We start from the raw sequence: 13,996 nt of genomic DNA, 5'->3' as shown, positions 1-13,996 counted from the left end.
CCGTCAGCCGGCGGCGGCGCTCGACGCGCTGTCGTCGTCCTCGGTGCTGCGCTCCAGGGCGGCACGGTCGGCCTCGACCAGCGCCTCGACCGAGGTGCGGTCGGTGGTCACCGCGACGTCTCCCAGGTCGACGACGGCCCCCTCGGCTCCGGCGAGCAGCTCGGGGCGCACGATCGGGCGGGTCGTCGCCTCGACGGCCTTGAGCGGTTCGAGCGGGGTCGTCGCGTCGGCGACCTTGAGCTCGACCATCCGGCGCGCGGACGGCACGACGCGCGTCTCCAGGGTGGCGACGAACTCGTTGTAGTCGGTCGTCGCCCGGGTCATCGAGCGGCCCAGCTTGGTGATCTTCGCCGTCATGGTGACCAGGCGGCCGTAGAGCTCCTTGCCCGTCTGGAGCACCTTCTGGGCGTCCTCCGCGACGGCGTCCTGCTGCCACGCGTAGGCGACCGTCTTCAGCATCGCGACGAGCGTCATGGGGGTCGCCACCACGACGCGCTTGCGGATGGCGTACTCCAGGAGGTCCGGTCGCCGCTCGACGGCCGCGGACAGGATCGGCTCGGCCGGGACGAACAGCACGACGAACTCCGGGGCGGCGTCGAACTGCGACCAGTACGCCTTGCCCGCCAGCACGTCGACGTGCTTGAGGAGGTCCTTGGCGTGCGCGTCGAGCTCCTTGTCGGCCTCGTCGGGAGCGTGCGTGGACTGGGCCCGCAGGTAGGCCGTCAGCGGCACCTTGGAGTCGACGACGACGTTCTTGCCGCCCGCGACGTTGACGACCAGGTCGGGGACGAGGGAGCCCCCCTCGGCGTCGGTGCGGTGCACCTGCACGTCGAAGTCGACGTGGTCCAGCATCCCGGCGGCCTCGACCACGCGGCGGAGCTGGAGCTCGCCCCACACGCCGCGCGTCTGGTTCGACCGGAGCGCGGCGACGAGGTCGTTCGTGCCCGTGCGGAGCTCGGTGTTGACCGACTGCAGGTGGCGCAGGTGCTCGGTCAGGGTGCTGTGCCCCTCCCGGCGCGCCTTCTCGGCGTCGTCCACGCGACGGTTCACCTGGTCGAGGGTCTTGCTCATCGGGTCGAGCAGCGCACGGAACGCCTGCTCGCGCTGGGCGAGCGTCTCGTCGTTCTTCACCGTGCTCGCCTGGAGGCGCTGCTCGGCGAGCTCGAGGAACTGCTGGTTGCTGGAGGTGAGGACCTCTCCCGCCAGGGCGCGGAACTGCTGCGCGGCGCGCTCCTGGTCGCCCTTGACCGCGGCGAGCTGACGCTCGGCCTCCGCGCGGACCTCGGCGAGGCGGTGGTCGGCCTCCTGGCGGGCGGCCGCGAGCCGCCGCTCGGCGTCGTCGGCCGCGCGCTCCAGCCGGAGCTCGCCGTCCTCGCGCGTCGCCTCGACCTGCTCGCGCAGCGCCGCGGCCTCCCGCCGGGCGGCGTCCAGCTCGGTGCGGGCACGGACGGCCTCCATCTCCTGGGACCGGTGCGCCCCCGCCGTGCGCAGCGCGTGCCAGAGCCAGCCGATCACCCCGCCGGCCACGAGGGTGCCGAACGCGATGAGCAGAGCGGTCGTCGTCTCCATGGGGCACAGGCTGTCACGGGGGACCGACACGGCCGGTGAGGCGCCCCGTCGCAGGTCCGCCCCGGGCCGCTACGGTGACGGGGTGAGCGCACCTGCCGTCCCGGAGCCGGCCCCCGGCCCCCGCCCCGAGCCCACCGTCCCGCCGCCGCCCGACCCGGCCGCGGCGCTCAGCCTGCGCGGGCTGTGGCGCCGGTTCGGCGACAAGATCGCGGTCGCCGGGGTCGACCTGGACGTCCCCTCCGGGTCGTTCTTCGGGCTCGTCGGTCCCAACGGGGCGGGCAAGACCACGACCCTGTCGATGGCGACGGGCCTGCTGCGCCCCGACTTCGGCACCGCCCACGTGCTCGGCACGGACCTGTGGGCCGAGCCCGGCGTCGCCAAGCCCCGGCTCGGCATCCTGCCCGACGGGCTGCGTCTCTTCGACCGGCTCACCGGCGCCCAGCTCCTCACCTACGCCGGGCTGCTGCACGGCCTGGACCGGGCCACCGTCGCCGCCCGCACCGAGGACCTCCTCGCCGCGATGGACCTCACCGGCGACCGCGACACCGTCGTCGTGGACTACTCGGCCGGCATGACCAAGAAGGTCTCCCTGGCCTGCGCGATGATCCACGCCCCGCGCGTGCTCGTGCTCGACGAGCCGTTCGAGGCCGTCGACCCGGTCAGCGCCGCGAACATCCGCGACATCCTGCGCCGGTACGTCGACGACGGCGGGACCGTGGTCGTGTCCAGCCACGTCATGGACCTCGTCCAGCGGATGTGCTCGCACGTCGCGATCATCGCCGGCGGCCACGTGCTCGACACCGGGACGGTGGACCAGGTGCGCGGCGACCAGACGCTGGAGGACCGGTTCGTCGAGCTCGTCGGGGGCCGCAGGCAGGCGGGAGGGCTCGAGTGGTTGCGCACCTCGTCCGACTGAGGCTCACCCTGCTGGGCAACACGCTGCGGCGCAGCGTGTGGCAGACCATCGGCCTGGCGGTCGCCGTCCTCTACGGCCTGTCGGTCGTCACCGTGCTCGTCGGTGCCGCGATCGTCGGAGGCCGCACCGACCCCGGACTGACCGGTGACGCGCTGACGCTCGTCGGTGCGCTGGTCGTGCTGGGCTGGTGGGTCGTGCCGCTCTTCGCGTTCGGGCTCGACTCCACCCTGGACCCGATGCGGTTCACGACCTTCGCGATCCCGCGCCGCACGCTGCTGACCGGGCTCGCGGTCGCCGGGCTCGTGTCCGTCCCCGCCGCCGTGACGGCGCTGGCCGCCCTCGGGTCGGCGCTCGCCTGGAGCACCGACGTCCTGGCGCTGGTCGCCGCCCTGCTCGGCGCGGTCGCGGCGCTCGCGCTGTGCGTCGTCGGCTCCCGCGCGATCACCACGCTGTGCGCCCCGCTGCTCGACTCGCGCCGCTACCGCGAGGTGCTCATGGTGGCGGCGATCGTGCCGCTGCTGGCGATCGGCCCGTTCTTCGCGTGGTTGTCCTCCGTGACGGCCGGGAGCAGCGGGACCACGGTCACGCTCGACGGCGGGGAGGGCACGGAGGACGCCGTGGGTGCCGCCGCGTCGGTCGTCGCCTGGACGCCGTTCGGCGCGCCCTGGGCGTGGGCCGGAGCGGTGCACGACGGCGCGTGGGGACGCCTGGCCGCCCAGGTCCTCGTCGTCGTCGCCACCCTGGTCCTGGCCGTGGTGGTGTGGGACCGGGCCCTCGCACGGACGCTCGTCACCCCCCGGGGCGGCGGCCGTGATGCCGGCCGGACCCGCGGGCTCGGCTGGTTCGCCCGCGTGCCCGCGACCCCCACGGGGGCCGTGATCGCACGCTGCGCCACCTACTGGCTGCGCGACCCGCGGTACGCCGCGTCGCTGGCGCTGGTCCCGCTCATGCCGCTCGTCGTGGTGGTGCTGGGGGTGTCCAGCGGCGCGGGCGCCGGACTGCTGCTGCTCGTCGCGCCGCTGGCGGCCTTCGTCCTCGGGTTCGGGCTGTCGAACGACGTCGGGTACGACAACACGGCCTTCGCGCTGCACGTCGCCACCGGGACCTCGGGCCGCGCCGACCGGTGGGGCCGTGTCGTGCCGGTCGTCGTCCTCGGCGTGCCGCTGGTCGTGGGGCTCGCCGTCGCCGGGGTGGCGGTCGCGGGTCGCTGGGCCGACCTGCCCGCGATGCTCGGCCTGACCCTCGGTGTCCTCGGCGCGGCGCTCGGCGTGTCGAGCGCGGTGTCCACGCGCCTGGTGTATCCCGTCCCGAAGCCGGGGGAGAGCGCCTTCAAGACGGTGCAGGGCGCCGCCATGGCGACGATGCTCGCCCAGGGGGTCGCGTTCCTCGCCACGACCGCCCTCATGGTCCCCACCCTCGCGGTCGGGCTGCCGGCGCTGCTGCTGCCGAGCGCCCCGCTCGGCGCGGTGGCGCTCGCGGTCGGGCTGGCGACGGCGGTGGTGGTGCTGGTGGTCGGCGTCCGGGTCGGTGCGCGCACGTATGAGCGGCGTCTGCCCGAGCTGCTCGCGCAGGTCACGGCGTTCTCCTGACGGCCCCCGCGCTCGGGCGTGTCGCAGCACCCTGACAGAATGTGCCCGTGATCCCCGCGAACGACGGCCTGTCCGAGACCCTGCCCGCGCGCTGGACGGCGGTGGTCCCCGAGCTCGCCGACGTACCCCGGCTGGGGGAGCTCAGAGGTCGGCAGGCCGAGCCTTTCACGGGGTCCGCGGGCTTCGACACGGCGACGGTCGAGGCCGAGGTGGCCGGCCAGATGTCGTGGACGCGTCGTCAGACGGTGCTCAAGGACGCGGACGGCGTGATCCGTGCCTGGGCGCACGCCCACGACCGGGCCGCGGGCCGCGCCGTCATCGGCGTCGAGGTCGACCGCACCCTGCCCCGTGAGGTCCAGGACGTCGTCGCGGCCTGGTGCTACGCCTGGCTCACCGAGGCCGCCGTGGACTTCGCGCGGCTGCGCGAGCAGCCGGTGACCCAGCTCGACGCGGGAGCGTTCGCGGGCGACGACGTGCACCGGGCCTGGCTGACCGCGGCCGGGTTCGAGCGCGCCCGCACGTGGTGGCAGATGTCCCGCCCGGTCACGCCCGACGAGGCGGAACCCGGCGCGCTGCCCGCCCCGAAGCCGGGCGTGACCGTGCGCCAGGTCGCCCACCACGACAACGGCGTGCCCGTCGCGGAGGAGCTCAACACCGTCCACCGGGTGCTGGAGGAGGCGTTCCGCGACCACTTCAACTCCTACCTGGAGAGCTTCCCCGAGTTCGTCCAGCGGCTGCGCGAGGACCCGGGCCACCGCTGGAACCACTGGTGGCTCGCCTTCGTCGACGAGACCGACACCGCGGAGGGTGACGGCGAGCCCGTCGCGGCGGGCGCGCTCGTCGCCACGGTCTCGTCGCCGGACGCCTCGGGGGTCGAGGGCACCTACGTCGACTACCTGGGCGCCACCCCGGTGGCGCGCGGGCGTGGGGTGGCCACCGCGATGCTGCACGCCGTCGTCGCGGACGCCGCGGCGCGGGGCCGCAACCGCGTGGGCCTCGAGGTGGACGCGGACAGCCCGACCGGTGCCGAGTCGCTGTACGTGCACCTCGGCTGGCGCACGAAGTACACCACCGAGTCCTGGCACCGGGACGTCGTCGTCGCCGAGCACGGCGGCGAGACGCCCGACGCGTAGACTCGTCCGACGTGGCTCTCACTATCGGCATCGTCGGCCTGCCCAACGTCGGCAAGTCCACCCTGTTCAACGCGCTGACCCGCAACTCCGTGCTCGCCGCGAACTACCCGTTCGCGACGATCGAGCCGAACGTCGGCGTCGTCCCGCTGCCCGACGCTCGCCTCGGCACGCTGGCGGAGATCTTCTCCTCGGAGCGGGTGCTGCCGGCCACGGTGTCGTTCGTCGACATCGCGGGCATCGTCAAGGGCGCCAGCGAGGGCGAGGGCCTGGGCAACAAGTTCCTCGCGAACATCCGCGAGGCGGACGCGATCTGCCAGGTCACCCGGGCCTTCGACGACGGCGACGTCGTGCGGGTCGAGGGGTCCGTCGACGCGTCGGGCGACATCGAGACCATCTCCACCGAGCTGATCCTCGCCGACCTCCAGACGCTGGAGAAGGCGCTGCCGCGGATGGAGAAGGAGGTCAAGATCAAGAAGGGCGACCCGGTCCTGTTCGCCGCCGCCCAGCAGGCGCAGCGCATCCTCGAGGAGGGCGCGACCCTCTTCCAGGGCGCCGCCGCCGCGGGCCTCGACCTCGCCGAGATCGCCTCGCTCCAGCTCATGACCGCCAAGCCGTTCATCTACGTCTTCAACACCGACGACGCGGGTCTCGCGGACGCGGGGATGCAGGAGCGCCTGCGCGAGCTGGTCGCCCCGGCGCACGCGATCTTCCTCGACGCGAAGTTCGAGGCCGAGCTCGTCGAGCTGGAGCCCGACGAGGCCGCCGAGATGCTCGCCGAGACCGGCCAGGCCGAGTCCGGGCTCGACCAGCTCGCGGGCGTCGGGTTCGACACCCTCGGCCTGCAGACGTACCTCACGGCCGGGCCGAAGGAGGCCCGGGCGTGGACGATCCGCAAGGGCTGGACCGCGCCGCAGGCCGCGGGCGTCATCCACACCGACTTCGAGCGGGGCTTCATCAAGGCCGAGGTCATCTCGTTCGACGACCTCGTCGAGGCCGGGTCCGTGGCGGCCGTCAAGGCGGCCGGCAAGGCCCGCATCGAGGGCAAGGACTACGTCATGCGCGACGGCGACGTCGTCGAGTTCCGCTTCAACGTCTGACGTGGTGCGCGCGATCGCACCGCTGCGGACCGCATGACCGACGGGACCCGGGTGGTCACCCGGGGTGACGTGTCGGTCGCGGTCACCGATCGTGGCGGTGATGGCCCACCGCTGCTCCTCCTGCACGGGCTCGCGGGCAGCTCGCGCGAGCTGCTGCCCACGGCCGACGCGCTCCGGGAATCCTTCCGGGTCCTCCTGATGGACCAGCGGGGCCATGGTGGGAGCACCCGACGTCCGACCGATCTGTCCCGCGAGGCGTTCGTCGGCGACGTCGTCGCCGTCCTGGAGCAATGCCTGCCGGGGGAGCGCTGCACGCTCGTCGGGCAGTCGATGGGCGCGCACACGGCGTTCCTCACGGCAGCCGCACGCCCGGACCTCGTCGAGCGTCTGGTGATGCTCGAGGGGCACGTCGCGGGAAGCGCCGACCCGGACGAGGCGGCGAGGCTCGGGCGGTTCTTCGCCTCCTGGCCGACGCCGTTCGTCGACCGGGCCGCGGCGCGGGCGCACCTCGGGCACGACGCGGTCGTGGGCGCCTGGGTCGACGACCTCGAGGTCACGGCCGACGGGCTTCGTCCGTGCTTCGACGCCGACGTCATGGAACGCACGATCGCAGCGGTCCACGTGCCGCGGTGGGCCGAGTGGGCGGCGGTCGAGGTCCCGACCCTCGCCGTCTTCGCTGCGGACGGCATGTTCTCCGCGGGTGACAAGGACGAGCTGATCCGTCGTCGCCCGGCCACGGACCGGGTCGATCTCGTCGGCGGCAGTCATGACGCGCACCTCGATGTGTTCGACCTGTGGGTCGAGGTGCTGCGTGCCTGGCTGGTCGACGCCGTGCCGCGTGAGCCTGCTGAGGCGAGGAACCGGCGCCGCTGACGGGCGTGGGACGGTTCCTCTCGCTGCACTGGCGGGCGCGGAGCCCGTGGCGGACGATGAGTGCGCCACGAATTGCGCGCGACCGCTCCGGTAATCCCCTCGGTGCACTATTCCTCGCGATATATAACGCGAATAGAGGGGGGGTCGAGTGATGGTGCGGGAACCGGTGTTTCCCCTGAGTTTCGGCGCAACCGCCCAAATCGCGCCACATGCTACCCACCAGTCTCAGATCGATAACAATCAAACGTGATCGGGGTCTCAGGCAATTTGTCGGCCCGGGCGATGGGTAGCGTGTGTCCAACACCACGGACCTCCCTGCGGTGACGTTCGTCTCCCGCACCCGGGTGACGGGCAGCGTCGACGGGGGGCCCTTCCCCTGAGGAGGAACCCAGTGAAGATCAGGCGTTCAGGCGCAGCCTTCGCGGCCGTCGCGGCCGGCGCGCTGCTGCTGTCGGCGTGCTCCAGCCCGGCTGCTGAGCCCGAGGCGGAGGAGACCACCACCGCCGGCGAGACCGCTGCCGCGGAGACCCCGTCCGACCCCTGCAAGGTGGACACGGGCACCACGGAGACCGCCGAGGGCGAGGTCAAGTACTCGGTCGGTGAGGACGAGTTCCTCGGCTACAACACCAACACCCCCGAGACGTACTCGACCTACAACAGCGCCGTCACCGAGCGCATCCTCGGTGGGTTCTGGTACTTCGGCGTCGACGGCACCATCTGCACGGACGACGCGTTCGGCACCTACGAGGCCGTCTCCGAGGACCCGCTGCAGGTCGCCTACACGGTCGCCGACGACGCCGCCTGGTCGGACGGCACCCCCGTCTCCTACGCGGACTTCCTCCTCGACTGGGCCACCCAGGCCATCACCTCCGACGGTGCGGTCACCGAGGACGCCTCGGAGACCCCGCTGTTCAACCACGTCTCCGGTCTGACGCTGGGTGACTACGTCCCCGAGGGCCCCGTCGCGGACTCCGCGGAGGCCAAGTCGTTCCAGTACGACTACGAGCGCGTGTACGCCGACTGGAAGATCCTCATCGGCTCCCCGCTCCCCGCCCACGTCGTGGCCGAGCAGATCGGTGTCACCACCGACGAGCTCGTCACCGCGATCCAGGAGCTCGACATGTCGGTCCTGGAGCCGGCCGCCGAGTTCTGGAACACCGGCTGGCTCATGACCGCCGGCGAGCTGGGCGACCCCGCCCTCACGCCGTCGTCGGCCGCCTACGGCTTCAAGCCGGACGGCTGGGTCGCCGGTCAGTCCATCACGCTGACCGCCAACGAGAACTTCTGGGGCGCTCCGGCCGCGACGCAGGACGTCACGTTCCGCTTCGCCGCCGCGGACACCCACGTGCAGGCGCTGCAGAACGGTGACCTCAACGTCATCGAGCCGCAGGCCACGGTCGACACCGTCGCCCAGCTCGAGCAGCTCGGCTCGGCGGTCACCGTCACCACGGGCCAGACGCTCACCTGGGAGCACCTGGACTTCAACTTCAACAACGGCATCTTCTCCGACTCGCTCGAGGCCCGTGAGGCGTTCGCCTACTGCGTCCCGCGTCAGAAGATCGTCGACGACCTGATCAAGCCGATCGACGAGGCCGCGGTCGTCATGAACGCCCGTGAGGTCTTCCCCTTCCAGGACTCGTACGAGGACGTCGTCTCGGCGTCGTACGACGGCCGCTACGACGAGGTCGACCTCGACCTCGCCAAGGAGAAGTTCGCCGCCGCCGGCCTGGAGGAGGGCACGGAGCTCCGCATCGGCTACTCCGCCCCGAACCCGCGTCGTGCCGACGAGGTCGCCGCGATCAAGGCGTCGTGCGACCAGGTCGGGTTCAACGTCGTCGACACCGGCTCGCCGGAGTTCTTCGACAAGGACCTGCCGAACGGTGACTACGAGGTCGCGCTGTTCGCGTGGGCCGGCTCCGGCCAGATCGCCTCGGGCCAGAACATCTACGCCACGGGCCAGCCGCAGAACTACGGCGGCTACTCGGACGAGACCGTCGACGCGGCCTGGGACACCCTCGCCTCGACGGTGGACGAGGCCGTCCACACCGAGCAGACGAAGATCATCGAGAAGCAGCTCTGGGACACGCTGTTCGGCATCCCGCTGTTCGCCCACCCGGGCGTCGGTGCCTACAGCTCGGACCTGACCAACGTGCGTGACACCGCCGCCCAGTCGGGCATCGTGTGGAACGCCGAGCAGTGGGCCCGCGCCTCCTGACGGTCTGAGGTAACACCTGCCGTGGGGCAGGGGGCCGCGCCCCCTGCCCCACGGTTCTGCCACCGCACAGGTGGCGTCCCCCCGCACACCCAGGCGCCCCGGGGCCGTGTCATCCGCACGTCGTCCCCCGCCGTACAGTGTGCTGACCCTGTCCCTCCCGGTTGATCGGCGGCGACCATCTCGCCGCCTGTGAAGAGGCACCCCGTGCTCAAGTTCATCCTCCGACGGCTCGGCGTCTCCGTCCTCGTCCTGTGGCTCGCGTCGATGCTCCTGTACTGGCTCGTGACGATCTCGGGCGACCCCCTGAAGGATCTGCGCGAGTCGAACGCCGAGAACAAGCAGCAGCTCATCCAGGCGCGCATCGACCTCATGCGGCTCGACGATCCCTGGTGGGAGCGGTACTGGGACTGGCTCAAGGGTGTGGGCGGCTGCTTCACGGGCTCGTGCGACCTCGGCACCAGCATCAACGGCCAGAGCGTGCTGGACATGACCGCCACCGCGGCCGGCTCCACCCTGCGCCTCGTTACCCTCGCCACGCTGCTGGCGATCGTCATCGGCATCTCGCTGGGCATCCTCACGGCCATCCGCCAGTACTCGGGCTTCGACTACGTGGTGACGTTCCTGGCCTTCCTCTTCTTCTCGCTGCCCGTCTTCTGGGCCGCGGTGCTCCTCAAGGAGTACGGCGCCATCCGGTTCAACGACTGGATCGCCAGCGGCGACATGGAACCACCGATGGTGCTGGGCATCGCGCTGCTGCTCGCGGTCGTCGTCCCGGCGGTCCTCGGCGGGACCTGGAAGCGTCGCCTCGCCACCGGTGCCGGTGTCTTCGTCTTCGTCGCGGTCGTGCTGTACGTGCTGAACATCTTCGACTGGTACCGCAACCCCTTCTTCGGCATCGGGATGGTGCTGCTGACGTCGCTCGGCGCCGGCGTGCTCATGACCGCGCTCGTCGCGGGCTTCGGCAACCGTCGGGTGCTCTACGGCGCGCTCACCACCGCGGTGGTCGGCACCGTCAGCTACCTGCTGTTCGCGGGCCTGCTGCTCGAGCCGAGCTCGTGGTGGGTGCTCATCGGCCTGTTCGCCGTGGCCGTCGTCGTCTCGATCGGCATCGGCGCCGCCTGGGGCGGCTACGCCCGCAAGCAGGCGGTGCTCGTCGCCGGGGTCACCGGCGTCATCACCTCCCTGGTGATCGTCTTCGACATCCTCGTGGCGAACTGGTCGAGCTTCCTCGCGCTGAAGTCGCGGCCGATCTCGACGATCGGCTCGCAGACCCCGAACTTCACCGGTGACTTCTGGGAGTCGGTGCTGGACACGGGCATGCAGCTCGTCCTGCCCACCATCCTGCTGACGCTCGTCTCCGTCGCGTCCTACTCGCGGTACACGCGCTCGTCGATGCTCGAGACGATGAACCAGGACTACGTGCGCACCGCGCGGTCCAAGGGCCTGTCCGAGCGGGCCGTGATCACCAAGCACGCGTTCCGCAACGCCCTCATCCCGATCACCACCATCGTGGCGTTCGACTTCGCGGCCCTCATCGGCGGCGCGGTCATCACCGAGCGCGTCTTCGGCTGGAAGGGCATGGGCGCGATGTTCGCCGACGCCCTCAACGCCGTCGACCCGGCGCCCGTCATGGCGTTCTTCCTCGTGACCGGTACGGCCGCGATCGTCATGAACATGGTCGCGGACCTCGCGTACGCCGGCCTCGACCCGCGGATCCGGCGGTGAGCCCCGTGAGCCACCGCACCGTGACCCCCACGACCATCCGCACCGCGGGAGACCACCATGAGTGACATCAGGAACAGCGACCCGCACGGGGAGGACTACCAGCCGATCCTGTCGGTGGCCGGGGTCGACGCCCAGGGCGGCGTCGGCGCGGGCCTCGACACGGCCCCGCTGCCCGGCGAGGAGAAGTCGTACAGCCAGGGCCAGCTCGTCCGCCGCCGGTTCTTCCGGCACCGGGGCGCCATCGTCGCGATGATCGTGCTGGCCGTGGTCGTCGTCGTCGCGTTCACGTCGATCGGCATCGGCCCGATCCCCGGCTGGTGGGACAAGGACCCGTTCTCCCAGTACGAGAAGATCGGCACCGGCGCCCCGACCTGGGCGCACCCGTTCGGGCAGGACACGATCGGCAAGGACTACTTCGCCCTCGTCATGCTCGGCACGCAGAAGTCGATCATCATCGCGTTCGGCGTCGGCCTGCTCTCGACCGTGATCGGCACCGTGATCGGCGCCGTCGCCGGGTTCTACCGCGGCGTCGTCGAGTCGCTGCTCATGCGGCTCACCGACCTGCTCATCGTCATCCCGCTGCTGGTCCTCGCGGCCGTGCTCGGCAAGATCGCGACCCCGTGGGGCATCTGGGGCCTGACCCTCATGCTGGGCATCGTCACGTGGACCGGGCTCGCCCGGCTCGTGCGCGGCGAGGTGCTGTCCCTGCGCGAGCGCGACTTCGTCGTCGCCGCCACGGCGGTCGGCACCGGCAACAGCCGGATCATCTTCAAGCACATCCTGCCGAACGCGGTGGGCACGATCATCGTGTCGGCCACGCTGGCGATCTCCTCGGCGATCCTGCTGGAGACGTCCCTGAGCTTCCTCGGGTTCGGCGTGCAGCCGCCCGACACCTCGCTGGGCCTGCTCATCTCGCAGTACCAGACGGCGTTCACCACCCGACCCTGGCTGTTCTGGTGGCCGGGTCTGATGATCCTCGCCATCGCGCTGAGCGTGAACTTCATCGGCGACGGGCTGCGCGACGCGTTCGACCCGCGGCAGAACAGGAGCAAGGGCTGATGACCACCCTCGACATCACCTCGTCGTCCGAGCCCACCACCCCGGGCGACGCCGTCCTGGAGTTCACCGACCTGCGCGTGACGTTCGGCACCGAGTTCGGTGACGTCCACGCCGTCAAGGGCATCTCCCTGGAGGTGCACCCGGGCGAGGTCGTGGCCCTCGTGGGCGAGTCCGGGTCCGGCAAGTCCGTGACCTCGACGACGGCGCTCGGTCTGCTGCCCGGCAACGCGCGGGTCTCCGGGTCGGTGCGCGTGGGCGACAAGATCGTCACGGAGCTCGACCCGTCCGGCCTGCGCAAGCTGCGCGGCAACGACGTGGCCATGGTGTTCCAGGAGCCGATGACGGCGCTCAACCCGGTGCTGACCATCGGTGACCAGCTCACCGAGTCGCTCCAGCTGCACGGGCTCGCCTACGGCAAGCAGGCCACCGCCCGCGCCGCCGAGCTGCTGCGCATGGTCGGCATCCCGGAGCCGGAGCGGCGTCTCAAGCAGTACCCGCACGAGCTGTCCGGGGGGCAGCGCCAGCGCGTCGTCATCGCCATGGCGATCTCCTGCGACCCCAAGGTGATCATCGCCGACGAGCCCACCACGGCCCTCGACGTCACCGTGCAGGCCGACATCCTCGACCTGCTGCGCTCGCTCAAGGACAAGCTCGACACCGGCATCCTGCTCATCACCCACAACATGGGCGTCGTGGCCGACATGGCCGACCGCGTCGCGGTGATGTACAAGGGTGACCTCGTCGAGCAGGGCACGGCGGAGCAGGTGCTCACGGACCCCCAGCACGAGTACACCAAGCGGCTGCTGGCCGCGGTGCCGCGCCTCGGCGAGGGCACCGGACAGGACGACACCGCGGTCGCGAAGGCCGTGGAGTCGGAGAACGTCGACGCCGGGGTGCCTGCCCTCACCCTCGACAACCTCGTCATCGAGTACCACCGCCTCGGCAAGCCGGCCTTCCGGGCCGTGGACGACGTGTCGTTCACCGTCGGCGCGGGCGAGATCGTCGGCCTGGTGGGCGAGTCCGGCTCGGGCAAGTCCACGATCGGCAAGTGCGCGCTCGGGCTCATCCCGGCCGTGTCCGGCGCCGTGCGGATCCTCGACCAGGACTACGCGCGGCTCAGCAAGAAGGAGCTCAAGGCGCTGCGTCGCCGCATCGGCGTCGTGTTCCAGGACCCGGCCGCCTCGATCAACCCCCGGTTCCCGGTGGGCGAGGCCATCGCCGAGCCCCTGGTCGTGCACGAGGTGGGCGACGCGAAGTCGCGGCAGAAGCGGGTGCTGGAGCTGCTCGACGCCGTCGAGCTGCCCCGCTCGTTCTACAACCGCTACCCGCACGAGCTCTCCGGCGGTCAGCGCCAGCGCGTCTCCATCGCGCGGGCGCTCACGCTGGAGCCGGAGCTGCTGGTCGCCGACGAGCCGACGTCCGCGCTCGACGTGTCCGTGCAGGCCGCCGTGCTGGACATGTTCACCAGCCTCCAGCAGGAGTTCGGGTTCGCCTGCCTGTTCGTCAGCCACGACCTCGCGGTCATCGACATGCTGGCGCACCGGGTCGTCGTGCTGCAGAACGGTCGCATCGTCGAGCAGGGCACGCGCGACGAGGTGCTGCGCCAGCCGCGGCAGGACTACACGCGCCGCCTGCTCGCCGCCGCGCCCGTGCCGCACCCCGGGCAGCAGAAGCAGCGTCGTGAGGACCGGCACCGGCTGCTCGCCGAGCTCGGTGACGAGGTCGTCGAGCTGCGCGTCGACGAGGCTCCGGCCGATCGCAAGGTCCCCGGCTCCGAGGGTGGCAACCCCCTCGGGACGGGCGCCTTCCACGGCGGCTGA

At 71.6% G+C, this 13,996-nt stretch carries 10 protein-coding genes; 9 read left to right on the top strand and 1 reads right to left on the bottom strand.

The window, feature by feature from the left end; translation table 11 throughout:
- Positions 1-3 precede the first annotated feature (3 nt).
- Complete coding sequence (locus tag I598_RS06860; RefSeq protein WP_068202328.1) at positions 4-1,569, bottom strand: DNA recombination protein RmuC; 1,566 nt, start codon at positions 1,567-1,569, stop codon at positions 4-6.
- An 82-nt stretch (positions 1,570-1,651) separates the two neighbouring features.
- On the opposite strand from I598_RS06860, the gene I598_RS06855 reads away from it, so the two are divergent.
- The 9 genes from I598_RS06855 to I598_RS06815 all read left to right on the top strand — a co-directional run bounded on the left by I598_RS06855 (position 1,652) and on the right by I598_RS06815 (position 13,996).
- Complete coding sequence (locus tag I598_RS06855) at positions 1,652-2,485, top strand: ABC transporter ATP-binding protein (protein ID WP_068202327.1); 834 nt, start codon at positions 1,652-1,654, stop codon at positions 2,483-2,485.
- Complete coding sequence (locus I598_RS06850) at positions 2,461-4,074, top strand: hypothetical protein (protein WP_068202326.1); 1,614 nt, start codon at positions 2,461-2,463, stop codon at positions 4,072-4,074. Before I598_RS06855 ends, I598_RS06850 begins: the two co-directional genes overlap by 25 nt.
- A 47-nt stretch (positions 4,075-4,121) precedes the next feature.
- On the top strand, positions 4,122-5,207 hold the full coding sequence (locus tag I598_RS06845; RefSeq protein WP_232314288.1) for a GNAT family N-acetyltransferase: 1,086 nt from the start codon (positions 4,122-4,124) through the stop codon (positions 5,205-5,207).
- 11 nt (positions 5,208-5,218) lie between these two features.
- Entirely contained in the window at positions 5,219-6,304 is a 1,086-nt protein-coding gene (ychF, locus tag I598_RS06840) for a redox-regulated ATPase YchF (RefSeq protein ID WP_068202324.1), read from the top strand.
- 33 nt (positions 6,305-6,337) lie between these two features.
- Positions 6,338-7,177 carry an alpha/beta fold hydrolase gene (locus I598_RS06835; protein WP_068202323.1) on the top strand — a complete coding sequence of 280 codons (840 nt, stop codon included), beginning with the start codon at positions 6,338-6,340 and terminating at the stop codon, positions 7,175-7,177.
- A gap of 391 nt (positions 7,178-7,568) precedes the next feature.
- Complete coding sequence (locus I598_RS06830) at positions 7,569-9,392, top strand: ABC transporter substrate-binding protein (protein WP_068202322.1); 1,824 nt, start codon at positions 7,569-7,571, stop codon at positions 9,390-9,392.
- A 204-nt stretch (positions 9,393-9,596) separates the two neighbouring features.
- On the top strand, positions 9,597-11,117 hold the full coding sequence (locus I598_RS06825) for an ABC transporter permease (protein WP_068202321.1): 1,521 nt from the start codon (positions 9,597-9,599) through the stop codon (positions 11,115-11,117).
- Positions 11,118-11,174: 57 nt separating this feature from the next.
- Entirely contained in the window at positions 11,175-12,176 is a 1,002-nt protein-coding gene (locus I598_RS06820) for an ABC transporter permease (RefSeq protein ID WP_068202320.1), read from the top strand.
- On the top strand, positions 12,176-13,996 hold the full coding sequence (locus I598_RS06815) for an ABC transporter ATP-binding protein (protein WP_068202319.1): 1,821 nt from the start codon (positions 12,176-12,178) through the stop codon (positions 13,994-13,996). The genes I598_RS06820 and I598_RS06815 overlap by 1 nt, the downstream gene beginning before the upstream one ends.

The organism is Isoptericola dokdonensis DS-3 (assembly GCF_001636295.1).
GTDB lineage: Bacteria > Actinomycetota > Actinomycetes > Actinomycetales > Cellulomonadaceae > Isoptericola > Isoptericola dokdonensis.
Note: the sequence above shows the minus strand (reverse complement) of the source record. Positions and strands in the feature narration are given on the sequence as shown.